Below are 22973 nucleotides of genomic sequence, written 5' to 3' on the forward strand. Positions count from 1 at the left end.
ATCAATTTTATTATAACGCACAATTAAAAATCGGAGCACCTGTTACACCCGGCTCTACTATAAATACATGACCACTTTCGGGAAATTCCTTAAGGTCATTTTCTGTCATTCCTTTTTTTGCTGTAGTGATGATCATCTGGTCAAGTGCCCTTCCAACAAAAGCACAGCTACTCACATTAGGTGCTGGAATATCAATAAAGCCGACCATTTCACCCGAATCAACATCAAAACGACCAACACCATATCCACCCCATAGTGCTGTCCACAGCTTACCTTCGGCATCCAAAGCAATCCCATCGGGCAAGCCCTTTTCCAAAGGAATCTGAATAACAATACGCTCAAATTCCAAATCACCGGTACGCTCATCGTACAGGTACGACTTAATTGCATTCGTAACACTATCAGTATGATAGAGCCGCTTATTGTCGGCCGTCCACGCCATGCCATTCGAGATAGAGAGCTTATCCAACTTTTCACTAACCTGCACATCCATATCAATACAATAAAGTGCACCCGCATCTTCTTTGTGGTTTAACTCAGTTGTGCTTATCCATAAACGCCCCATATTATCACAACCGCCATCATTGCAACGATAGTTTTTCCAGTCGACATTAAGCTCCGTAGCAAGCATAGACAAGGTTTCAGTAACCAGGTTAAACCTAGCTATGCCACCTTGCAAACCCACAATAAGTTCATCGGCGATACTGCCTTTAACCACTAAAGAAACGCGTTTAGATAACTGATATTTGCGACAGCTTTTATCGAGCAAACTGTATTCATAAATCATACAACCCTCAATATCCACCCAAAAGCAACTCTGTCGCTCATTGTGCCACATGGGGCTTTCGCCTAATATACAACCCGAAGGATACAGCACTGCCGTCCCTGTTTTGTTTACCATTTATAGATTCTTATCTGGTTAGTTCAATGTTAAAGGATAAATATATATAATACAATCCTGTAAATAAGGTAACAAATCAAATAGAAAGATAACTTACAAACTTGTATATTTAGCTAATTATTTTGCTGGGCTTTTAAATGTGGGTTAAAAAACCTTATCTCCTATTTCTAGTAGTAATCTTAATTAGCTTTAAAAAGGCTAATGGCACTAACGTTCCTCAATCCGCTCACTCAAAGGCTGTGATTGATTTGCGCAATCATTCTTTTGATAAAATTGTTGAACTCGGTGACCAGTGGGAATTTTACTGGAATCAGCTTCTGAAACCTCAGGACACCCTTTCTAAAGGCGGTAAACTTGTTAATTTTCCATATGAGTGGAAAGGATTCGGTTACGCTACCTATAAAGTAACCCTATTATTGCCTCACAAAAAAGAGACATTATTAGTGGCCATGCCAGAAACCTACTCGGCCTATCGGCTATATATAAATGGCAAGCTCGCAACATCGAACGGAAAGGTTGGCCCCGATAAAGAAAGTTTCACACCCTATTGGGAAAACCAAACTGTTCCAATACCTGCCAACATTGATACTTTAAACCTGTTGCTGCAAATCTCCAATTTCGCTCACAGCAAAGGCGGCATTAAAAAACCTATAGCAATTGGAGAAAGGGATCAAATAATTTTACGGGAGAGACAATCGACCTCCATTAACCTTATACTTACAGGATGTTTGCTCATGGGCGGTCTTTTCTTTATGGGACTATACCTACAAGGCAAAAACGACAAGGCCATTCTGTTTTTTGCCATCTTCTCTATAGTTTATTGTTATAGAACCATTGGTACAGACACCTATGTACTGCACAACATTATCCCAAACCTTAACTGGCAGTTAACCATCAGATTAGAGTATCTTTCCTTATTTGTAGGGATAGGTCTGTTCACGCTTTACACGCTGTATCTATACCCTAAAGACATTAACATGCCTGTAGCAAAAATAATATTTGCCATATGCGGTTTATTTAGTTTGGCCGTACTGATTTTGCCAGCAGTTTATTTTACTCAGTTAATTAATCCGTTTTTAGTTGTAATGCTATTCTGCTTGTTATACGTTCCATACATATATATAAGAGCATACAGAAGAAACAGAACCGGGGCACTATACACTTTATTGAGCTCTTTTGCCCTGTTTCCGGCATTTGCTATATCCTTGCTTCACTACTGGTTAATTACTCCTCCCTATCAATTGGCCAGCTTTATCTGTTACATCACTTTCTTTTTCCTTCAATCGCTAGCGCTATCGCACAGGGTTTCTTTTGCTTTAAAACAAGCCAAAGCGCAGGCCGAAGAAGGGCTAAGTGCTAAAAGCGAATTCCTTAGCAACATGAGTCATGAGATAAGGACGCCGTTAAATGCCGTAATTGGCATGAGCCATTTGCTGTTAAAAAGTAATCCGCGCGAAGATCAGATAGAGCAACTGGATGTATTGCGGTTTTCGGCAAATAATCTATTGGCTATTGTAAACGATATTCTTGATTACAATAAGATTGAATCAGGTAAAATCTCTATTGAACGCGTTGAAATGGATATTGCTTCTATTGTAGGTTATGTTGTTAAGGGGCTGGAAATGGCAGCGCTAGACAAAAGTATAGCCCTTAATTTATCGATAGATAAAGAAATGCAAAGCAAGGTAATGGGCGATCCGACCAGAACTACGCAGGTAATTACCAACTTGGTGCATAATGCCATCAAGTTTACAGATAAAGGTTCTGTAAATGTTTCCATAAACGTAGAATCTCAAAATAAAACCTCAATTACCCTTGCCATCGAGGTAAAGGATACGGGAATGGGCATATCCAAAGAGAAACTGGCCATTATTTTCGAGCGGTTTATGCAAGTTAATACTTCAGGATTTAAAGGTCCAAAAGGCACCGGACTTGGATTGGCCATATCAAAAAAAATCCTTGAGCTGCAAGATGCTACACTACACGTAAAAAGTATAGAAGGTAAAGGCTCTACCTTCTATTTTGAGCAAACTTTTGAAAAGGCCGGAAAAAGAAACGGAATTAATTACAACTCAGAAGCCATTAAAGAAAAATCAAAACCTTTTGAGGGTGTGCATATACTTTTGGTAGAAGATAACCCAATGAACGTTCTTGTTGCACAGCGATACCTTGAGGGCTGGGGAGCATCAATTGACGTGGCTTTAAATGGATTTGAAGCGCTTCATAAATTTGATAGCACCAAACATGAGTTGGTACTTATGGATTTGCAGATGCCTATTTTAGATGGTTACGAGGCTGCGAAAAAGATGCGTAAGTCTGGTGTTACGATACCGATAATTGCACTTACCGCAAACCTGGCAGCTGAAATACAAGATCAGATAAAAGATGCTGGTATAGATGATTACATTATTAAACCATTTTTACCAGAGGAATTGTTTAACAAAGTGTCTCATTACGCAATAGAGGATTAAGGGGTTAATAACTGCACCGTTCTTGTCTGTCAGGTCGCGATGACGGGCACACCACCTTACTACACTTCCTTTTTCCCTACATCAAATTATGCGTTTCCTTAATCACATCCATTACAAACACACTCTTAGTTTGCCCAATTCCTGGCACTTCTGTTAACTTATCTACAAAAAACGTATGATAGCTTTCCATATCCTCGGCTACAATTTTGAGCATAAAATCAAAATCACCTGAAATATTATAACATTCAATAACCTCCTTAAACCCCTGTATGGCATTCACAAAAATAGCCCCGGCTTTTTTATTGTGGTCCCTTAAAGTAACCATGCACAGCACAATCATCCTTTTACCAACCAAACGCTTATCTAATACCGCAGAATACTGCTTAATTACGCCGCTTTTCTCTAAGCGCTTAATTCTATCATGCGTTGGCGTGGGGCTTAAATGAATTTGCGAAGCAATTTCCCTCACAGTAAGTTTGCTATTCGACTCTATTAGTTTCAGTATTTCGAGGTCTTTACCATCTAAACTAATTTCGGGTAATTTCTGTTGTTCTGTTTTCGACATTTTTTGAAGCAGTTAAAACACTCTTGTTCTATAAAAATATAAATATCAACGCAATTGTTCTTATTATTTTTTATTTCTTCAATCAGAAATTCATTATTTATATTTTTGACAGGACAATGAGCCAACTTATGTTTTCAAAAAAGAATATCATTCTGATGATTGCTTCTATGGCCATTTTTGTAGAAGCCCTGGATATTGCCATCATCAACCTTACCATACCGTCTATACAAGCCCAGTTTAAAGTTGGCAACGATCAGGTGCAATGGCTGCAAACCTTATACGTATTGCTTTACGGAGGATTTCTGATTATTGGCGGTAAACTATCAGATGTAGCAGGTAAAAAGAAGATATTTATGATCGGCTCTGTGCTGTTTCTAATCACCTCGTTGGGTGCAGGTTTATCCTCATCGTTCGAAATACTAGCTGTTTTTAGAGCCATACAAGGTTTGGCTGCCGCATTGATCATGCCCTCGTCCCTATCTATAGTCATACACAATTTCACAGAAGAAAAAGAGCGAAGTAAAGCAATAGGTATTTTCAGTTCTTTTGCCGCAATAGGATCTGGAAGCGGCCTTTCCTTTGGGGGCATCATCAGCACCTTATGGGGATGGCACTGGGTTTTCCTGATCAACGTACCTATCCTATTCCTGGTAGTTATTATCGCTTATTTTTACCTGGAAGCTGATGTTCCGGAAAAAAACAAAAGAGCACCCGATGTTATTTCAGGCTTATTGCTGGCCGCGACACTGTTAATGATCAGCTACGCGGTGCATACCATTGGCGAGTTTCAAAGCCATTTGACATTGCTGATTTTCCTTGCTGTTGCCATTTTAATCTGTATTAAAATACTGTATAACAGACTAAATAGCCTATCGGAACCGCTAATAGACTTGTCTATATTTAATTCTACTTCTGTAGTTACAGCCAATTTGGTGTTTATTCTTTTAGGGGCATTTTTTACAGGTTTCCTGTTTATGGTTTCGTTGATTTTGCAAAAGGATATGAATTTAAGTGCAGCAAAATCTGGATTGTTGTTGGTTCCGTTTAGCTTATTGTCGGCTGTTGTGGCCAAATTAGGGATACCTATATTAACCAAAAGGCTTACGGTACCGCAATTGGGCATAGCCGGAATGTTGTGTATGCTTATTGGCGGGGTGTTTTTAACTAGTAGTGTGTTGTTTAACAATTCCCTGGTTCTGGTACTTTTATCGGCTACCTTTGTTACCGGACTAGGCATGACATTGAGTTATACCGCCCTATCGGTACTCTCTGTACAAGGCATCCCTAAGGCGCATTACGGCCTTGGATCTAGCATTGGTACAACATCGTACTTTTTAGGTGCTGGCATAGGGCTTTCTATATTAACGCTGTTCATGAAATCTAAAGACATAGCCGTTTCGGTCAATATAGCATCGCTGATTGTTTTGAGTATCTATGCGCTTATAGGATTAACCCTGATGATTAGGCATAAAACCTCCGCGCCTTTTGCAATTCTAAAAACCAATTAATTTCCCTTTCTTTTAGCGTCGGGGTATAGTGACGGGGCATTGATAGGACCTACGGAGCCCCCTCAAACCTATCTATAGTTAACCCGCAAAGATTATTAGCACAGGAAAAGAAATATCATATATAGTTTTGACTATCCCTTGCAGCATCAGATCATGTAAATGGTTCGGTCACGGCATAATTATGAAAGGAGTTATAAAGGTATTTCACAGGTGTACACCCCTATGAAACCTGAATGAAACGGATATGTTATCTGGATGTTACTATTATGCTTAAAGAACCTTGACCGAACCATTTGCAAGGTCTGACTAAAGCAAATAATTTCTTTAATTCTCTGAAATAATTGCCTGAATCTCTGCTTCAAGATCAGGTAATTAGATACTATTATATCCCAAACGATGTCATAGTCTGCTCCAAAATAATCGTGAATTAATCGGTTACGTGTATCGGACATTTTTCCCCATTCTACGTTGGGGTATATAGCTTTAAACTCATCATCAATTTTGGTACTAGCCTCACCAAACCTTCGGCGTTAAAGCCTAAATTAACCGCTATTACTTCCAGTAAAGTTGATTTACCCATTCCATTTTCACCAATTAAATAGGTCACTTTTGGATGAAATACTATTTTTTTAAAATACTTTAAGGTTGGAATGTTAAAAGGGTACTCTGTGGATGAACCCTCCAGAAAATCTAGTTGAACAATGTTGATGTATCCATAATTCCTTAATATTTCTTGCAATTATAAGAGAAAATGGGATTATAGATGCAATAATATATTCCTTCGGCTGAATTTATTTTGAGAATTACAAATACGGGATGTATTTGAGGATTATTTTAGTGTAAATTCCTGAGAATCTGTATATGGCTCCATTTTTGTAAGAAGTAAGCATATAGGAAATGGAGGTCTTCACCTTGATGGGACTTAATACTGCACGCTTTCAACTAGATGGAGAATGTATACATATAATTATTTTATTAACGATAGCGAAAGGGTGTTGCTGGACGACCTTTTTGTGGACGAAACGAATAAACAAATAATTACACGGTTAATACGTGAACATCGTTATTTTAAAGAGTTAAACGAATATGGTTTACCGATTGACAACAAGATATTGCTGAATGTAAGCCCAGGTTGTGGCAAAACTTTCACAGTTAAGGCTATTGCATCTGGTTTGGATAAAAATTTAATTGTATTAAATCTAAACAATGTTATCTCTGGTTCTATTAATGATATCATACACAACATTAAAACGGTTTTTAATATAGCAGCCAAAGAAAAAGCAGTATTATTTATTGACGAGTTTGATGAGGTAAGTAAAGTAAGAAGTACTGATATAAAAGATGGGGATAATATAGGCCTATTAGTCAACACAATGATTCATCTGATTGACTATTATCCGGATAACGCGTTACTGATCTGTGCTACAGACTATAGTGAGTTTATTGAACCATCGCTGCTCCGCTGTTTTGATCTTAGTGTTACGATCCGGAAACCCTCACCAGAACTTCTGGATGATTATTATGATAACCTATTGTCGCGTTTCCCCAAAAATTTACGTTCGATTGAACGCATGTACAGTATATCTTTTACCCAGGCAAGGGATCATGCTTTAGCCGCTATAAAGAAGGCCATGATAGACCAAATAGAATCGCGTTAAGTAGCCGAGACCTGTTTAATCCCCAACTTTTCAAGGAAGAGCAACACGTCATTGGCAGCGTCCCCCATGTGTGAATTTGTTATCGGGATTAGTGGGGTAACCATGGCCCCGAAAATCCACAACGATTAGATGATTGTGTTCTGAGCGCGCGGCGGTAAGGGATACCGGTTCTGTGTACAACCACCAAACCCATGCAAGAGCACCAACGGCTTTCTGACTCCATATTCTTGGTAGTATAACTCAATGTTGTTGATAGTTAATAACACAAAAGTATTAAAGTGTAGACATATTGTAGATACCTTTTGTTTGCAGCCTTTTTGTATGAAATGTAGCTTTATCAAAAAAAACATCGCTATGGGTTACGACCTTGATATCGACAACTTCGCAAGAATTATTAATTCAGATACCGTTCCTAATGGCAACAATGGACTGGATCTTGACAATACAGAAATCAACATAAGGAAACCCTATATTGGTACCGACGGCCAGAATATGGGCAATAGTATTTTATTGTACATGATAATGGTTTGAGCATCTATATGCGAATAGAAACTGGTTTTTTGTTTACTTTTTATCGGGAGAACGAGGGTGAAAGTTTTAAAAGTATGGAGACCACTAGCCCAGAACCCATTAGACAATTTGCATGGCAAACCTGGACTGCCGCCGCCATCTCGAGACAACGAGAGATCTCTTGAATAGCGCAGTCAAGAGATCCCCTATCGTCGAATGATGACAGATTTAAACGATCTGTCATGTATCATTTGCAACGATGCTAAACTACTTAAGGTTCTGCTTAAAGAACAATTCCAGCCTATCAAAAGGAATAATATCAACGTTATCGTATAAATCAACATGAACTGCATTTGGAATAATCATCAGTTCCTTAGGCTCTGCAGCCATCTTATATATGTCCTCACTGAAATAGCGTGAATGTGCATTTGCTCCTGCTATTAGTAGAATTGGTCGTGGGGAGATTTCTTTGATGTAAGATAATAATGGCATGTTCATAAATGACAATGGATTGGTGACAAGCCATGCGCCATTTGAATTGACCGAATTAGGATGAAAACCACGAGGATTACGGTAGTAATTGAAATAATCTACAACGAACTGAGGCTCATCTCCCTTCAATTTCTCTGGCAAATTACGAGGTCCATCAGCTGGCTCTCCTTTTTCGGCATCTTCCCAACGCTGTTGACTAATTTTTTCAAGCATTTGAGTACGTTGTTCAATGGTCATCGAGTCATTATAACCTTTCGACATCACTCTGGTCATATCATACATACTAGTTGTGGCTACAGCCTTCACGCGTTTATCAACAGCCACCGCATTTAGTGCCATCCCGCCAAAACCACAGATTCCAATAATTCCTATTTTATTCCTGTCAATAAATGGCTGTAATCCGAGATAGTCAACTGCTGCATTAAAATCTTCGGTATTAATATCCGGTGAGGCTACGTTTCTTGGTTCACCACCACTCTCGCCTGTGTAAGATGGGTCGAATGCGATGACAGCAAATCCACGTTCTGCCATTATATTGGCATATAGACCTGAAGATTGCTGCTTAACTGCACCAAATGGTCCGCTAATGGCAAGTGCAGCTAATTTTTTATCTCTATGGTTTTTGGGTAGATATAGATCGCCAGACAACGGAATTCCATAGCGGTTTTTAAAAGTAATTTTTTGACGTGTAACCTTTTCGCTTAATTTGAATGTATAATGTTCGGATTGTTCTGTAGTATTCATTTTCTTTAAATTTTTATTAGATGATCTTTTTTCCGCGGTTTGTGCGGTCAGTTGAGTAATAGCTACCAGCATTGCGACCATTGTTAGTGTTAAGTTTTTCATTGTCTTTTATTGTTATTTACTTCATTAAATTATATCTATTTCTTTGAGTATTTTTGCTGGAACACCACCTACTATGGTATTAGCAGGAACATCTTTTGAAACTACAGCACCTGCAGCAACAATTGAATTTTCGCCGATAGTTACTCCTGGAAGTATAGTTGCTCCAGCACCAATCCATGCATTTTGTTTAATTAGGATGGGTTGGCACAACATCCCACGCCTTTCGTTTGGCGATAAAGGATGGTTTTCAGTTACAAGGTTTACTCTTGGGCCGATGAGCACATGGTCTTCGAGCGTAATACCGCCCATATCTAAAAAAGAACAAGCATGATTGATAAAAACATGTCTGCCTATCTTGATGGATTTGCCAAAGTTCGTGTGGAACGGAACAAACACAGCTGTGCTCTTATCTAATGGATAACCAATAATCTCGCTCAGCTTCTCCCTGGCTTCATTATTACTTGTCGAATTGTTGAGCCCCGGAGCTAGCGCTAGTGTACGGTTAACTACTTCATCTACCTTGTAAAATTCTGGATCATGCAAATGGACAAGCTCACCGTTCGTTAGTCTGTGGAAGATATCTTTCATGCCACAAAGTTCGGTACCTGCCGCCCATGTGGTTAAAGATTATCAAACCGATGCTTAAGAATTTCAAACCAGTGCCTCACGAAAGGCAGTTGGATTGGTTCCAGTCATCCTTTTAAAGAAGTTGTTGAAATAGGTTGGGTATTCGAAACCCAGTGCATAGGCAATTTCGGAAATGTTCCATGCTGTGTGCTGCAGCAAGGCTTTTGCTTCTGAGATAATGCGTTCGGTAATGTGGGCGGTGGTTGGTTTACCTGTAATTTCCTTAACAGCCCTATTTAGGTAATTGGCATGTACGTTTAAGGCAAGAGCATAGTCTTGTGCCGTTTTGAACTGTAGTGGCCTATCGGTGGTTTCGACTGGAAATTGTCTTTCCAGCAGCTCAAAGAACACAGACGTTAAACGACCCGCGGCATTCTTGTGCTGGTCGAAGTCGGCAGACGGCTGTATTTTTAATGCTTCATGGATAATCAGGTTAATATAATTTCTGATCAGATCATCTTTATAGGCATAATCGCTCTTTTGTTCCTCGATCATTTGAAGGAATATGGAGTTCAAAAATTCTCTCTTACCTTCATCTATCTTGATTATCGGCGTACCTCCTATTTTGAACAAAGGAGAATGTTGTAAGCTCTCACTCCGTTCCGGAGCGCTAAAAAAGTCTTCTGAAAAAAGTACAGTATAACCCACATAGGTTGTAGAAAGCGTTTCCCATGAATATGGAACGTGCGGATTGCCAAAGAACAGAATTGTACCCTCATGTTCAAAGCTCCTGTCAGCATAATGTACAATGCTTTTTCCTGTAGTCAGACAGATTTTATAGAAGTCCTTGCGGTTATAGATTCGTGTAGCGTGGCTATCTGCCTCAAGTTGCCAAACATTGAAGCCTTTCAGTTTTAGTTCACTATTGAATTCTGATACCGGACGTTCGATTTTCGTACGCATTGTACAAAGTTAAGAAATTCAAATCAACTACCCGAATTCATTATTCCCTTCTCTGCTGCAGCTGAATACTTATTACTTCATAACCTTTAGGTAACTACTAATAAAATGTAACTAAATATAGTATAATTTTGCTGGCATCAAAAACGAATAAATAGTTAACGAATTGTAAACGACAACAAATATGGGACTAGAACAAATAATAGATTCTTCGATACTGGACATCTTTCCCCTTATGCCCTCAACGGGTGCCTGGCCATTTACGATGATCCGCATTGACCGCAACGAACTTTCTGGCCTTGAGATGGATAAGACCTTGTTTGCCCCTTTTCAGTTGCTTGTTCTTAAAAGGACTGATTTTAATGGTAAGGACCTACTTGACTACGCAACAAGATCTAAGGAGTATCAGACCATTCTCCCTCCTTTCAGATCTGATTTCCTTGAGAATTATAGCAACATGATAGACAGCGAAAAGGAATTATTGGAATGGGCCGATAAGACTACAAGTTTAGCAATTGGACTAGTCATCAATACCGCCCTGCTTAAGGGGATACAGTTCAGCCCAATTGGAACAGACCTTTCTGTCTTGGATTTGCGCATGGGACTTGGTCAAAAAAACCTTAAGGCATACCAATTATTCGACGCTTATCAGATCGATCCTTCATTTCTGGCCTAACGGGAACAGCATTATCGCACTCACAAAAAATAAAACTTTTACATATAAAATTAAAAAATCATGACATTAGAAATTTTAAAAATCAAAGAAGAATTAAGGGACTTAATAGATGCTTACGCCTATTTAAGTGATGAAAAAAAGATCTCGGAAGTAATGGACTTATTTACGCCAGATGCCACATATAAAGTCTATATGGGTGATTTTTTAGCAGCAAATGTTTCTGGAACAGAATCCATGGAAAAAGAATTTAACGGGCATGCATCGTTGGTAAAGACCTATTTTACTATGAACGGGCAGCATACGGTAAAAATCGATGGAGATAACGCTACAGGTCTTTCTTTTTCTCAACTTAAGATGATAAGAGAGGTTGAAGGCAAGAATGTAATTACTGATTATAGTGTTAAATACGATGACAAATATGTGTGTCTAAATGGAAAATGGCTAATAAAGGAACGCATCGGCTACTTTATAATTGTAGAGGAAAGACCACTGAGCAATTAGGGTTATTTCGAGGAAATGGGGCTTTTGAGGCCCCATTCTTTAATAAATACTAACGGTGGCGTTTAACCTTTTGAAGGTTTAGACGACCTTTCACTTTTTATTTTTTCCCGGTGCTGAATGCCCCATTCGGTCATTGCGCCCACAATCTTTTCAAGTGTATGGGAATAGGGAAGCAATTGATATTCGATTGTTACCGGATAACCCACAGCAACTTTTTTAACTATAAATCCGTTCATTTCCAGTTCTTTCAGTTCACTTGATAGCACCCTGGCAGAAATACCTTTGACCTGTCTCTGAAGCGCTGAAAATCTATTATTTCCCCTTGCCATTGCAATTATTATCATCAGCTTCCATTTGCCGCCTACGGCATATAGTGCGTCTGATACCGCGTTGAGTACCTTGGTACATTCTTCGGTAAATTCTTTATTTACTGGTTGCTCTTCTGTTTGCTCCATAAAACAATGTTGATGTTATCTGATAACCTTTAGGTAACAGCTAATAATTTATTAGCAAATATAAGGTAATTTTGGTAAGTATTATTGGCTTATAATGCTAAATCCAACCTTGCCACCACAGAGTCTTAGTCTGGAGGATAATTTTTGGGCTATTTTCGATGTTGAAACCAAATAAATATCTTCGCTTCCATGAAAATATTACGCTACTCGATTTTACTACTGGTTCTTTTTTCCGTACTGCTGGGCTGCAAAAAAAATGGGGAGAACTCTGATCCTTGTGATGGTATCCTGAATGAAAGTCCACCGTTAAGGGTTATGATTGTCCTTGCAGATAAGCAGACAGGAGACAACCTGATTCTTAAAGAAGGGCTTACCGCAACCGATTTGAAGATAACGTTGGAAGGAACAACTACGCCACTCACGAACTGGCGCATTGTAAATATCCCGGGTTCTCCGTTGATTGGGATGCTCGAACTAGCTGTTTTTCACGAAAAGGCGGGTGAATACCGGTACAAGATTGAAACGAAAGGCCTATCTGATGTTGAGTTTTCTTATACCATTAAGCAGGTAAAAAGCGATAATCCGTGTAAGCTGTATTATTATCCATTAGAAGGCCTTAAGGCAACAAATCAGGATTATACGAAGTTGGAAATTGGTGATAAAATCTATCCTAATGGGATCAAAGTGTTGTTAAAGTAAAGTGGAGTGGACGGCCCTCTTCACTCTTTAGAAAGATAGACGCTATCGCTCACGGCCTCCAGCCAAACAGTTTGTGAGTTCATAAAACCGCCACGCCTTACCTCGCCCGAATTGAACATACTTATACTTAATGTTGCAATTGCTTTAAACATGTTTTCCATATCACTATATATTGGATCGTTTTTAGCATTTTCAAAAAACGAGTTAGCAAACTTTAGTGAAAACATAGGTTTATCTGAGTGGAAAAACGGAGTGGGGTTTGTTATTGCTTTCATTTCTACAGTATTAGCAATGTTGTCTTACAAATGTTTTGAAAAACCTTTCTTAAAATTGAAGATCCGTTTTATTTTAATACCTTCAAGAAACTAGGAAAAAGCATATAGTAGAAAGATCTCTATCAGAAATTTACACTTTCGCAAATGCGATCGCTTCTTTAAAGGAGTTGATAATTTGCTGATTATCTCTTCTCAACAATGTTGGATTTACTTTAATTTTTACAAAACCATCTTCTCTTGGCTGGCCTAAAACAATGTTATGCTCCCCTCTTAGTCTTTTATTTAGTTTAACAGGGTCAATTCCGCTAGCTATTGATACATTAAATTGGTTTGTACCGTTCGGTACCTGATTAATTTTGATGCCTTTAAGGTATTCAAATTGTTTAAAAAGACTGGCCGATTTTATTTTAATTTTTTCCATTACCTCATCAATAGTGTTTAAATGATGTAAAGCGATAGATGCACTTGGCCAATTGGTAAAAATTCCACCTCCATGGATTTTAATAAGATGATGCATTTGGTCAATCAGAACTTTATCGCCACATAGAACAGCACCACCAGTTGCACCCAAATACTTATACAAACACATGTAAACTGTATCAAAATAGGCTGCATATTCTTTAACCGTTGCATTTGTAAATGCAGTTGCCATGTGTAATCTAGCCCCATCAAGATGCATTTTATAACCTTGCTCCTTACAATAGGCCGAAATCTTTTTTATTTCTTCTAAAGGAAAAGCCTGGTTGTCGCACCTTCTTACGGGTGTTTCTATAGATACTGTTCCAACTTCGCCAACAAATGCTTCTCCATCTTTATGGTATTTGATTGCATTTTTTAGTTCTTCTAATGTGAAATGTGCTGTTCCTTCTGCTAAGGGAATTAATCTTTTGTTAAACAGGGTCTGGGCAGCATCTCCTTCATCCCGATAAACATGACTGGTTTCTTGTACGAATGCTTTGGTATTGCTTCCACATAAAGTACTAATCGCGAGCTGGTTTGCTAATGTTCCTGTTGGCAAATAAACAGCAGCTTCTTTTCCGGTAATTTCTACAAATTTCTTTAAAAGCTTTTCGATGGTTCCACCATCAGCATAACTATCTCTTTCGATGGGATTAACAGTATTTATCTCTTGTAGCTTATTGATAAAATCTTCTGGCCGATAAAAAATCCCATCGTTAATAAAATAAACTGCTTCGCTATCTATTGATGGCTTTGGTTGTTCTGCCGCAAATGTGTTTACTGGCATAATTACCGACCCAATAAGCGGCAAGGCCGATAAAGAAGAGAATTTTAAGAAATCGCGACGCTTATATGCAGACATATTTGTATGGTTGTTTCAGGATTTAATAAAAATGGCTTTTCATCAAAGATACTAAATTTAGCTGCGCTGAACTCGCTGAAGGGCTCCGTTCTCCTAGCATCAAGATGACAAGAGTTTTCAAAATATTGAAGTTATAGCTCTAGAAGGAACAGCTTACTACTTATATGTATTAAAGGAATCGCAATACCCCGATGATTAAAAAAAGCAACCCACCGATTATAAGATAGTTTGAGTATTTTTTGACAGAACTCCAGCCGTCGTTGTTGGTTGAATACTTTGCCATTATACCGAGAGATATTAAACAAATTGAAGAAATTAAACTCAGCATAATTTAAATATTATTCGTATGTATGTTTTTTAACGCCCATTCCTGCACAGCAATAAGAACAGGTGTCAATGAAATTCCTTTTTCACTTAGTGCATACTCCACAGTTGGAGGAACTGTGGCATAGGCGGTCCTGATCAGAACTCCTGTTTTCTCCAATTGTTTGAGCTCTTTGACCAGCATACGTGTATTTATACCGGGGATTGATCTTTCCAGCACCTTAAACCTCATTTTACCAGCCATCAATGTATTGATGATCGTCATGGTCCATTTACCCGACATCAAATCCATCGCTTCCTGAAATGGACAGATCTCAATTTTATTTTCCTGCATTGAAAATTTAAAACACTGTAAATCAATAAAACTTTACTTTTATTACTATTGTACAAAGAGGTAACTACTTGCAAATGTAAAGTTAGCAGTAGACATTTACAATTTAACTACAACCATATTGATTATGACCATCGAGGAAATTACTGCATATATCTTATCTAATTTTAAAAACGTAAACATTACAGAAGCAAATGGTGATCTTTTCTTTATGTATGATCAGGAGAAGATGATGCCATTTGCAACTATAGTTACCAGCGACAACGATTTTGACAGTGTATCTCAGTTGAATAGAGAAGGTTTCTTTCGACTAAATATTGGCATTGACAAGACTTTATTTGTCAGTATCTTTCAGGGTATAAAGTTAAAAAAAGGCATTGGCGCGTATGTAGACTCAGGTGTAGATTTTACGGTCGAGAACATAGTGATGCCGCACCCCTTTTACGGAGCAATGTATTGGTTATGTATCGTGAATCCAGGCGAGGGTAGCTTACCTGGATTAAAAAGTTATCTTGATGTAGCGTATGGCTTAGCTGTTAAAAGGTATAAGAGTTAGCTTAGCCGTATTCCAATTCTACGCAAGCTTTTCCCGCAACCATTTGCGAACCGGCTCATCATACCATTTCAATGCGGCATATGCCAAAATAATGCTGCCCATTAAGATGAGTAACGCATAAGGCCAAGCCTGGGCTATCGTTATCCCTTTGTTATTACTGATCCAGGCCACGTAAAAGTAGACAATCGGATAATGCACCATGTAAAGCGGGTACGATATATCACCTAAAAATTTGCAGACCCGGTTCTCTCTTTGACTTTGCATCAGACCACTGGCGCCAAGGTATACGATAAGCGGGAATACAATGATAATGCAAACCGAGTCATAGACCCCGTTCATCCAAACCTGCTCAGCACCGCCAATGCGCGGCATATAAAGTACTATAGCTACTAAAAGGCTGCACCATAAAAAGGCATTTTTAATACGGGTCGGCTTGGCTACACGTGAAAGTAACAGACCGGCAAAGAAAGGATACATGACACGCGTTAGTCCAATGCGTACCTGTTCCACATTTAGCGTCCAGCCACCACTAACGTCGCCGTTTGTGATCGCCAGATGCATGAGTACGATAGCAGCGATGCCTACTAAAATACTTAATGCCGTTTTGGAGAATTTTCTGATCCAGACGGCATAAAGAATATTGGCAATGTATTCAAAGAACAATGACCATCCCACGCTATTAAGGGGGTGCATCTCTTGCCAGCCACGTATATCAAGCGATAATGGTATGGGCAGGATCGTATAACCGATCAGCAATACCAGCAGCATCTTCCAGATCGGAATAGTATGAATGAGCGGCCATAGCGTAGAATCTGTAAAATAGAATCCGATAGCACCGAGGGTCATCCCCAAAACCACCATTGGCTGAAGACGTACGATACGGCGTTTGAAAAAACTGCCCACTGTCATTTTATGCCAGCGATCGTCGTAGGCATAGCCCATCACGAAACCTGATAATAAAAAGAAAAAGTCTACAGCCAGATAACCGTGATTAACGAATTTATCTAAATTACTTGTTGAGAATGGTTCGGCCAGGTGAAACGTTACAACGATTATGGCTGCGACGCCGCGAAGGCCGTCTAATATGGGATAGTGTGGCTTGGTGGCCAGCTCGTTATTTAGGCTAATGCTCATTCAGTGTGTGTGAAACCGCAATTTGTAAAAAAAAGCTAACATACGACTGGCTACCTAATCGTTTTTATTTTTTCTACGAGCAAATCCAATACTGGCTGACAGGCAATCAAGTTGAAACTCCAGATATCGTCTGTAATAAAAATGTAGTTGCCACCAAAACTATAAATATAATCCCCGCCTTCAATTCCGATAATCCAATCTTCTTTTTTTAGATCAGAATAAGTTCGCAAAACCTGCCAGCAATATTCTCTGATCTCTCCCTCATCCCCAAAATCGTCCAGCATAGGCAGAATACTAGGCTCTTTAGCCAATCCGTATTTTAACAACATTTCATCGATTATATTTTTCATCATAAATTAGAGGTGCTTTCGATAAATCAAATCAATTTGTCAAGTGCCCATCGTTGCTAAAAAGTGCTATTTGCCAAGTTCAATATTCTATTAAGCTCCGGCAGTTCCGGTCTTGACTTCTCCAGCTCGCTTATAGCTGGCGATAATTACTCCACTTGGGGTAGCCAAACTCTCTACTAATGTAAACGCTGCCGGAATGGGACCATCGTCGAATAATTTTTTTCCTTTACCAAGCGTTAGTGGATAAATTTTTAAGCGGAGTTCGTCTACTAAATCATGCTCAAGCAAGAGCTGAACGAGCTGACTACTGCCCCAAACCTGAATATCAGGACCGTCTGAATTTTTGAGTTTTTTGATATCTGCCGCATTTTGGAGGAATAGGGAATTTTTCCAATCTGATTTTTCCATGGTCTGCGACAGGACGTATTTGGCACCATCATTAATACCTGGCCAAAAGTCACCATGATGAGGCCAGTACGACGCAAAAATCTCGTATGTTTTTCTGCCCAAAAGATATTCTGCCGGTTTCAACTCTTCCTGAATGATCTTGCCAAAAAGCTCATCACCATAAGATGCGGTCCAACCGCCATATTTGAAGCCACCTGATGTGTCTTCTCCGGGTCCACCTGGTGCTTGCATAACACCATCCAGTGAAATCATTGACAATACTGTTATTTTTCTCATTTTATTTGATGTTTTGTAAGTAAGTTAAAAGTTTATTTTAGGCTATTGCAATTTGTAGTATTGATTTAAGTAAATACGTGTTTACAATACAAAGATGGAGTGCATTTCAGGATCTAGTACGGTATAAAAACGACAACTTAAGGGTGAATTCCGTCAAAATATGCCAATTTGCTTGGCAGTTGCTTTGTGGTCAAGAAATCCCTCCTACCATCAGGATTGACGGGAGGTTTAAACAATCTGTCGTTAGTAATTTATTTTTCTTTAAATCTGGTTTCAATTTCGTAAATTAAGCATGAATAAAATTAACACCTTATTGATCAGTCTTGGGATTGTCTTTGCGCTGAGTTCCTGCAAAAAAGATAAGGCTGAGAAGGTTGACTGTGAAATGAAATTAACGCACCACATTTCTTCAATTATTACAGATTTTTCAGAGGAATTATTAAAATATCTTCGCCACATTAAGGGATTAAAGTAGATAGCTGTGCCATAAAATCTTTTCCTCTTAAATTTTTCGCTATTATCTTTCCCTCGGGGCTTATAAGGAAATTACGTGGAATTGAACGGATTCTGTAATTCTTTGATATTTCATTTTCCCACCCCTTTAGGTCAAAAATCTGCTTCCAGCTACTAATTCCATCTTTTTTAATGGCTTCTAACCAGGGATCACGTTTATCATCTAGTGAAACGCTAATTATTTCTAGCTGTTTACTGTATTTTTTTATTGCACTAATCAGATTAGGATGTTCAGCTCTGCAAGGAACGCACCAGGAGGCCCAAAAATCTATCCATACGTATTTTCCTTTAAACTGCGAAAGGGTAATTTTAATTCCACTAGTATCTGTCTGACTAAAGCCTGGTGCATTTTGTCCTATATATAGGTTTTCCGCAATAAATTTCAGTTCCTTTCCATATGAATTTGTTTTGACTACATCTGGAATTAATTTGTATAGCCTCCAAATTTCATCATCAGAAACATTATTAAGTAAGATGGCGTTTAAAATTAGGGTATTTAAAGACGAACTTGGATGATTCTCAATCCAGGATATCGCAAGCATATTCACCTCTGGTTGGGTGAACTTCCGTCTGTCCGTTATAGGAATTATTGATTCCTTAAATTCTTTATCGATATCGTTCCCACTTACCTTATATTTTTTTAGAAGTGTGTCTAAAAAGACAATATCTGTTGTTTTTGGTAAGAGAAGAAAAGTAGCGAAACGATTTTTATCATCGTCATCTTTAATCGAAATCATATAACGCTCTAGCGTATTTGCAGGGATAGTAAATGCAAATTTACCTTCCTTAATTTTACTTTCTATATAGATTTCAGGATTTGATAAATTACTACGATGGGGATAAATTGGTTTTAAGCATAACACCCTACCGTTCAAACCTTTATCAACTGTCCCATTTATTATTAAACTATCTTGCGCGTTTGCTATAAATGGAAACAGTAATAGTATAAAAAACAAGTATTTTTTCATGGCTAACGAGATAATGCAGCATATAACTAAAGATATAGTTTATATTTTAGACTTACAACTATTTCTTAAGTTATAAAAGCTAGGTAGAACGCATATTTTTGGTTACATTAGAAGTAGACGCCATTTGATGCAATGAAGAGACCACAGCGAAAGTTAGATAATAAATATTGGTTGAATCGTATAACCGAAAAAGAGGTTTTATGGGACACTTTATTCGATGGACTAAGGTGGCCCTTATATATTGTTATACTAACAGGGGTTCTAATTGTTTATTTTATCTTTTAAATACCTAGCTATTTCAGTTATTCTTTGGAGCATATATGCAAATAAAAACCTTTTCTCTTCTTCTCTTTTTCTTTATCTTTGTGTCCCTTCATGCTCAAACTACTACATCGAATGTAAACACTAACAAAGAGCAGATTCCCGACAACATATCTAAAGAAAGGTATTGGTGGAACTTATTACATTACACTATTGCAATAACTCCAGACATAAACAAGAACTTTATTTCAGGAACAAATAACGTGACCTTTACTGCTTTGCAGACTGGAAACATTATACAAATTGATTTACAAGATCCGATGCGCATAACCAGTATCACCTGGAAAAATTTGCCCCTTCCCTATACCAGGAAAAAAGATGCCTACTTGATCACTTTCCCAATACCAGTAAGGAAAGGCGAGAACCATGATATCCTTATTAAATTTGAAGGACACCCAAAAACAGCTACCAACCCTCCTTTTGACAATGGCTGGATATGGGCAAAGGATGAAAAAGGAAGGCCGTGGATAAGCATTGCTTGTGAGGGCTCGGGGGCCAGCATTTGGCTGCCATGTAAGGAGGTATTATATGATGAGCCCGATAAAGGTGTTGACTTCAGTATTACTGTGCCCGATACACTGACGGCAGTGGCAAATGGCAGATTGCAAAAAAAGGTTATCAACAAAGATAGTACAACCACCTACAATTGGAAAGTTGTGAACCCGATTAATAACTATAACATTGTTCCTTACATTGGAAAATATACAAACTGGCATAGTGAGTACAGGGGTTTAAAAGGGAAGCTTGATTGTAATTTCTGGGTATTAGACTATAACCTGGTGAAAGCAAAGAAACATTTCTTGCAAACAGATACTATGCTAAGAGCTTTTGAATATTGGATGGGCCCCTATCCATTTTATAAGGATGGTTATAAATTAGTAGAGGCACCTATGCCTGGCATGGAACATCAAAGTGGAATAGCGTACGGTAATGGATTCCGAAACGGTTATGGAGGAAAAGACAATATTTCTGGAACAGGTTGGGGGCTGAAATGGGACTTCATACTTGTGCATGAAAGCGGGCACGAATGGTTTGGCAACAGCCTTACTTCTAGTTCGCACCGCGATACCTGGATACATGAAGGCTTTGCAAAATACCTAGAGAGCCTTTACACAGCGCAGGTTTGGGGTAATGAAGCAGGCAACGATTATTCGCTGGGTACTTGGAAGCGTATAAAGAATGACAGGCCAATTTTAGGGACGAATACATCCGATAAATACTATAAAAGCGCGGCAATGCTTCACACTATCCGACAGATATTGGGAGACGAAGTTTTCCGTGGCTGGCTAATGGGGTTGAACCAGACATTTTCTCACCAAACTATTAATACCGAGCAGATTTTGGAGTTTCTTAACCAGTACACAAAAAAGGATTTTACCAGTGTATTCACTCAATACTTAAAAACCACCCAAGTGCCTGTATTGGAATATAATTTTAAGGACAGCGAACTACACTTTAGGTGGATCAATTGTGTGGAGGGGTTTGATATGCCCCTGAACATTGCAGCTGATGGCAAAACTTTTCAATTAATCTATCCAACAACACAGTGGCAAAAACTATCTACTTCTAAAGGTGATGCAAAGAGCTTCCTCGTTGATAAAAACTACTTTATTAAAGTAGCAGATTAAATTTAATTTTATCATAACAACTCTTTTTTCATCATAATATCAATCTGCTCATCGTTACCCATTTTGAATATATGCTTATCAAAAGCAATAAATCCATTCTTTTCGTAGAATCTTATTGCACGTGGATTTTTTTCCCAAACACCTAGCCATAAATAGGAATTATGCTGTCCCTGACCAACCTCTAGCGCCTTCTCATAAAGAAACTGACCAACCTTTTTACCATGATGGCTGCTTTTGACATATATGCGCTCAATTTCTAAAGCTTTTTGATCTTGTAATTCTGTTTGTGCAGTTCCGGTATTTACTTTTAGGTAACCAATAGGGTTTTCATCTTCCCAAGCAATATAGAACAATGAATCTGGATTGTTCAATTCGGCTGTCATTCGGCTATTATTAAAACTGTCTTCAAGATACTTTTCCATATCCTCCTTAGTGTTGCTATCGGCAAATGTTTCAAAGAAAGTTTCTCTACCAATGCGCTGAATTGCACTTAAATCATCAATAGTAGCCTTTTTAACCTGTATGTATTCCATTATTTAACTTATTTTAGCTTACAAATTTAATCAATTACTAAATAAACCTATATTTAGAATATCGCTCTAATTGATTGTAGGTAGGCAAGGCTTCGTCTGTTGAGCCATACCATACACTGGCTTTGATAAAGGCATCTATTGTGTTAGTAACAGGTAGCTTTTGGCATTTTACAACATGTGCTCATTATTTTCTTTAATTTGCAGTCAATCTTGTCATCATGGAGAAATTTCCCGTTATCAGTTCAATTCTTTCAGCAGATTATATTGGTTTGCTTGTACGGAAGATGTATAGTGTAGATGGCGATGTTTCCTGTAAGTTATTAAAAACAGGTATTAATCATAGTTATCTGGTTGCAGATGGAAAGCATAAATTTATCTTCAGGATTTACAGCCTAAACTGGCGAAGCGACTTAGAGATTAGTGAAGAAATCCGCTTGCTTAATCTGCTTCTGGCTAAGGATATTTGCATTTCTTATCCTTTAAAAGATGTTGAAGGCAATTATATCCAATATTTAGAAGCGCCTGAAGGCACGCGTCAGAGTGTGTTATTCTCGTTTGCTGAAGGTGACAAACAACTCAATTTATCTGCCGATTTGCATTTTAAAGTCGGCAAAACAATGGCCAATATTCACCAGAATACCCTCAATTTGAGTTTAAAAAGGGTTACTTACACTCCAAAACTTGTTTTGGAGCACCCATTTGCATATTTAAGCAAATTTCTTCCTGCTGATTCTGAAGAAATGGCCTGGATGTTATCTGCACAAACATATCTATTAAACGAGATTAATAAGGCCGACATAACTCAGTTGAGGCAAGGGGTGCTACATCTAGACATGTGGTTTGACAACATGAACATTACCAAAGACGGGCGTATAACGATCTTTGATTTCGATTTTTGTGGGAACGGCTGGCTTTGTTATGATATTGCCTATTATATTTTACAACTTCATAGCACTGAAAAAGATGTTGATGAACGTGATTTGAAGATAGAAAGCTTTTTGAATGGATACCAATTGGTAACTTCTATCTCTTATGAGGAAAAACGACTGTTGCCAATGCTTGGGGTGTGTCTTTATTTTTTCTACCTTGGAGTACAGTGCCAAAGATACGACAATTGGTCTAACGTGTTTCTGAATGAAATCTATTTGAAAAGGTTCATCAATCTTTTGGTAAGAAAGTATTTTGAAGAAAATATCGGTAAGGATTTATTGGGATACTAAAAATCT

26 protein-coding genes are annotated in these 22973 nt (G+C 38.3%); 10 read left to right on the top strand and 16 right to left on the bottom strand.

Annotated elements, in window-relative coordinates; genetic code table 11:
- Positions 1-10 precede the first annotated feature (10 nt).
- Entirely contained in the window at positions 11-901 is an 891-nt protein-coding gene (locus tag AC6CH7_RS11685; protein ID WP_498262878.1) for an SMP-30/gluconolactonase/LRE family protein, read from the bottom strand.
- A 137-nt stretch (positions 902-1038) separates the two neighbouring features.
- On the opposite strand from AC6CH7_RS11685, the gene AC6CH7_RS11690 reads away from it, so the two are divergent.
- The gene (locus AC6CH7_RS11690; RefSeq protein WP_498262879.1) at positions 1039-3372 is read left to right on the top strand and encodes an ATP-binding protein; all 2334 of its coding nucleotides are present in this window, start codon (positions 1039-1041) and stop codon (positions 3370-3372) included.
- 76 nt (positions 3373-3448) lie between these two features.
- Here AC6CH7_RS11690 and AC6CH7_RS11695 read toward each other — a convergent pair whose 3' ends face one another.
- Positions 3449-3937, bottom strand: coding sequence for an Lrp/AsnC family transcriptional regulator (locus tag AC6CH7_RS11695; protein WP_498262880.1), 489 nt, complete (start codon positions 3935-3937; stop codon positions 3449-3451).
- A gap of 128 nt (positions 3938-4065) precedes the next feature.
- Between AC6CH7_RS11695 and AC6CH7_RS11700 the strand changes: the two genes are divergently transcribed.
- Positions 4066-5445: an MFS transporter gene (locus AC6CH7_RS11700; RefSeq protein WP_498262881.1), complete on the top strand. Its 1380-nt coding sequence runs from the start codon at positions 4066-4068 to the stop codon at positions 5443-5445.
- Between the two features lie 191 nt (positions 5446-5636).
- Here the strand turns inward: AC6CH7_RS11700 and AC6CH7_RS11705 are convergent, their stop codons facing one another.
- Positions 5637-5945: a HepT-like ribonuclease domain-containing protein gene (locus AC6CH7_RS11705; RefSeq protein WP_498263096.1), complete on the bottom strand. Its 309-nt coding sequence runs from the start codon at positions 5943-5945 to the stop codon at positions 5637-5639.
- Positions 5909-6184, bottom strand: a complete 276-nt coding sequence (locus AC6CH7_RS11710) for an ATP-binding cassette domain-containing protein (protein WP_498262882.1) — start codon at positions 6182-6184, stop codon at positions 5909-5911. The genes AC6CH7_RS11705 and AC6CH7_RS11710 overlap by 37 nt, the downstream gene beginning before the upstream one ends.
- A 214-nt stretch (positions 6185-6398) precedes the next feature.
- Between AC6CH7_RS11710 and AC6CH7_RS11715 the strand changes: the two genes are divergently transcribed.
- Positions 6399-7103, top strand: coding sequence for an AAA family ATPase (locus tag AC6CH7_RS11715; protein ID WP_498262883.1), 705 nt, complete (start codon positions 6399-6401; stop codon positions 7101-7103).
- Between the two features lie 354 nt (positions 7104-7457).
- A complete protein-coding gene (locus AC6CH7_RS11720) occupies positions 7458-7634 on the top strand; it encodes a hypothetical protein (protein WP_498262884.1) in 177 nt (58 codons plus the stop codon).
- Positions 7635-7880: 246 nt separating this feature from the next.
- Here the strand turns inward: AC6CH7_RS11720 and AC6CH7_RS11725 are convergent, their stop codons facing one another.
- From AC6CH7_RS11725 to AC6CH7_RS11735, 3 genes are all read right to left on the bottom strand, one after another.
- On the bottom strand, positions 7881-8951 hold the full coding sequence (locus AC6CH7_RS11725) for an alpha/beta hydrolase (protein WP_498262885.1): 1071 nt from the start codon (positions 8949-8951) through the stop codon (positions 7881-7883).
- A 24-nt stretch (positions 8952-8975) separates the two neighbouring features.
- Entirely contained in the window at positions 8976-9539 is a 564-nt protein-coding gene (locus AC6CH7_RS11730; protein WP_498262886.1) for a DapH/DapD/GlmU-related protein, read from the bottom strand.
- A gap of 63 nt (positions 9540-9602) precedes the next feature.
- The gene (locus tag AC6CH7_RS11735) at positions 9603-10481 is read right to left on the bottom strand and encodes a helix-turn-helix domain-containing protein (protein ID WP_498262887.1); all 879 of its coding nucleotides are present in this window, start codon (positions 10479-10481) and stop codon (positions 9603-9605) included.
- Between the two features lie 181 nt (positions 10482-10662).
- Between AC6CH7_RS11735 and AC6CH7_RS11740 the strand changes: the two genes are divergently transcribed.
- Together AC6CH7_RS11740 and AC6CH7_RS11745 are read left to right on the top strand one after the other, a co-directional pair.
- The gene (locus tag AC6CH7_RS11740) at positions 10663-11154 is read left to right on the top strand and encodes a hypothetical protein (protein ID WP_498262888.1); all 492 of its coding nucleotides are present in this window, start codon (positions 10663-10665) and stop codon (positions 11152-11154) included.
- A 60-nt stretch (positions 11155-11214) separates the two neighbouring features.
- Positions 11215-11655 carry a nuclear transport factor 2 family protein gene (locus tag AC6CH7_RS11745; RefSeq protein WP_498262889.1) on the top strand — a complete coding sequence of 147 codons (441 nt, stop codon included), beginning with the start codon at positions 11215-11217 and terminating at the stop codon, positions 11653-11655.
- Positions 11656-11717: 62 nt separating this feature from the next.
- Here the strand turns inward: AC6CH7_RS11745 and AC6CH7_RS11750 are convergent, their stop codons facing one another.
- Positions 11718-12110, bottom strand: coding sequence for a winged helix-turn-helix transcriptional regulator (locus AC6CH7_RS11750; protein WP_498262890.1), 393 nt, complete (start codon positions 12108-12110; stop codon positions 11718-11720).
- A 189-nt stretch (positions 12111-12299) separates the two neighbouring features.
- Between AC6CH7_RS11750 and AC6CH7_RS11755 the strand changes: the two genes are divergently transcribed.
- The gene (locus tag AC6CH7_RS11755; protein ID WP_498262891.1) at positions 12300-12809 is read left to right on the top strand and encodes a hypothetical protein; all 510 of its coding nucleotides are present in this window, start codon (positions 12300-12302) and stop codon (positions 12807-12809) included.
- Positions 12810-12829: 20 nt separating this feature from the next.
- On the opposite strand, the gene AC6CH7_RS11760 is transcribed toward AC6CH7_RS11755, so the two are convergent.
- From AC6CH7_RS11760 to AC6CH7_RS11770, 3 genes are all read right to left on the bottom strand, one after another.
- Entirely contained in the window at positions 12830-13084 is a 255-nt protein-coding gene (locus AC6CH7_RS11760; RefSeq protein WP_498262892.1) for a hypothetical protein, read from the bottom strand.
- A 130-nt stretch (positions 13085-13214) separates the two neighbouring features.
- Positions 13215-14405: a threonine aldolase family protein gene (locus tag AC6CH7_RS11765; RefSeq protein ID WP_498262893.1), complete on the bottom strand. Its 1191-nt coding sequence runs from the start codon at positions 14403-14405 to the stop codon at positions 13215-13217.
- A 331-nt stretch (positions 14406-14736) separates the two neighbouring features.
- Entirely contained in the window at positions 14737-15063 is a 327-nt protein-coding gene (locus AC6CH7_RS11770) for a winged helix-turn-helix transcriptional regulator (RefSeq protein ID WP_498262894.1), read from the bottom strand.
- Positions 15064-15187: 124 nt separating this feature from the next.
- On the opposite strand from AC6CH7_RS11770, the gene AC6CH7_RS11775 reads away from it, so the two are divergent.
- Positions 15188-15616 (top strand): DUF6194 family protein, encoded by a 429-nt coding sequence (locus AC6CH7_RS11775; RefSeq protein WP_498262895.1) that lies wholly within the window; start codon positions 15188-15190, stop codon positions 15614-15616.
- Between the two features lie 18 nt (positions 15617-15634).
- On the opposite strand, the gene AC6CH7_RS11780 is transcribed toward AC6CH7_RS11775, so the two are convergent.
- The 4 genes from AC6CH7_RS11780 to AC6CH7_RS11795 all read right to left on the bottom strand — a co-directional run bounded on the left by AC6CH7_RS11780 (position 15635) and on the right by AC6CH7_RS11795 (position 19265).
- Entirely contained in the window at positions 15635-16750 is a 1116-nt protein-coding gene (locus tag AC6CH7_RS11780) for an acyltransferase family protein (RefSeq protein ID WP_498262896.1), read from the bottom strand.
- A 50-nt stretch (positions 16751-16800) separates the two neighbouring features.
- Positions 16801-17103, bottom strand: coding sequence for a hypothetical protein (locus AC6CH7_RS11785; RefSeq protein WP_498262897.1), 303 nt, complete (start codon positions 17101-17103; stop codon positions 16801-16803).
- 87 nt (positions 17104-17190) lie between these two features.
- Complete coding sequence (locus tag AC6CH7_RS11790) at positions 17191-17784, bottom strand: dihydrofolate reductase family protein (protein WP_498262898.1); 594 nt, start codon at positions 17782-17784, stop codon at positions 17191-17193.
- 458 nt (positions 17785-18242) lie between these two features.
- On the bottom strand, positions 18243-19265 hold the full coding sequence (locus tag AC6CH7_RS11795) for a redoxin domain-containing protein (RefSeq protein WP_498262899.1): 1023 nt from the start codon (positions 19263-19265) through the stop codon (positions 18243-18245).
- A 320-nt stretch (positions 19266-19585) separates the two neighbouring features.
- Between AC6CH7_RS11795 and AC6CH7_RS11800 the strand changes: the two genes are divergently transcribed.
- Positions 19586-21214, top strand: coding sequence for a M1 family metallopeptidase (locus tag AC6CH7_RS11800; RefSeq protein WP_498262900.1), 1629 nt, complete (start codon positions 19586-19588; stop codon positions 21212-21214).
- 11 nt (positions 21215-21225) lie between these two features.
- Here AC6CH7_RS11800 and AC6CH7_RS11805 read toward each other — a convergent pair whose 3' ends face one another.
- Positions 21226-21747 carry a GNAT family N-acetyltransferase gene (locus tag AC6CH7_RS11805; protein ID WP_498262901.1) on the bottom strand — a complete coding sequence of 174 codons (522 nt, stop codon included), beginning with the start codon at positions 21745-21747 and terminating at the stop codon, positions 21226-21228.
- 218 nt (positions 21748-21965) lie between these two features.
- Between AC6CH7_RS11805 and AC6CH7_RS11810 the strand changes: the two genes are divergently transcribed.
- On the top strand, positions 21966-22967 hold the full coding sequence (locus AC6CH7_RS11810) for a phosphotransferase enzyme family protein (RefSeq protein ID WP_498262902.1): 1002 nt from the start codon (positions 21966-21968) through the stop codon (positions 22965-22967).
- The last annotated feature ends 6 nt before the right edge of the window (positions 22968-22973 follow it).

The organism is Pedobacter sp. GQ55 (genome assembly GCF_059758925.1).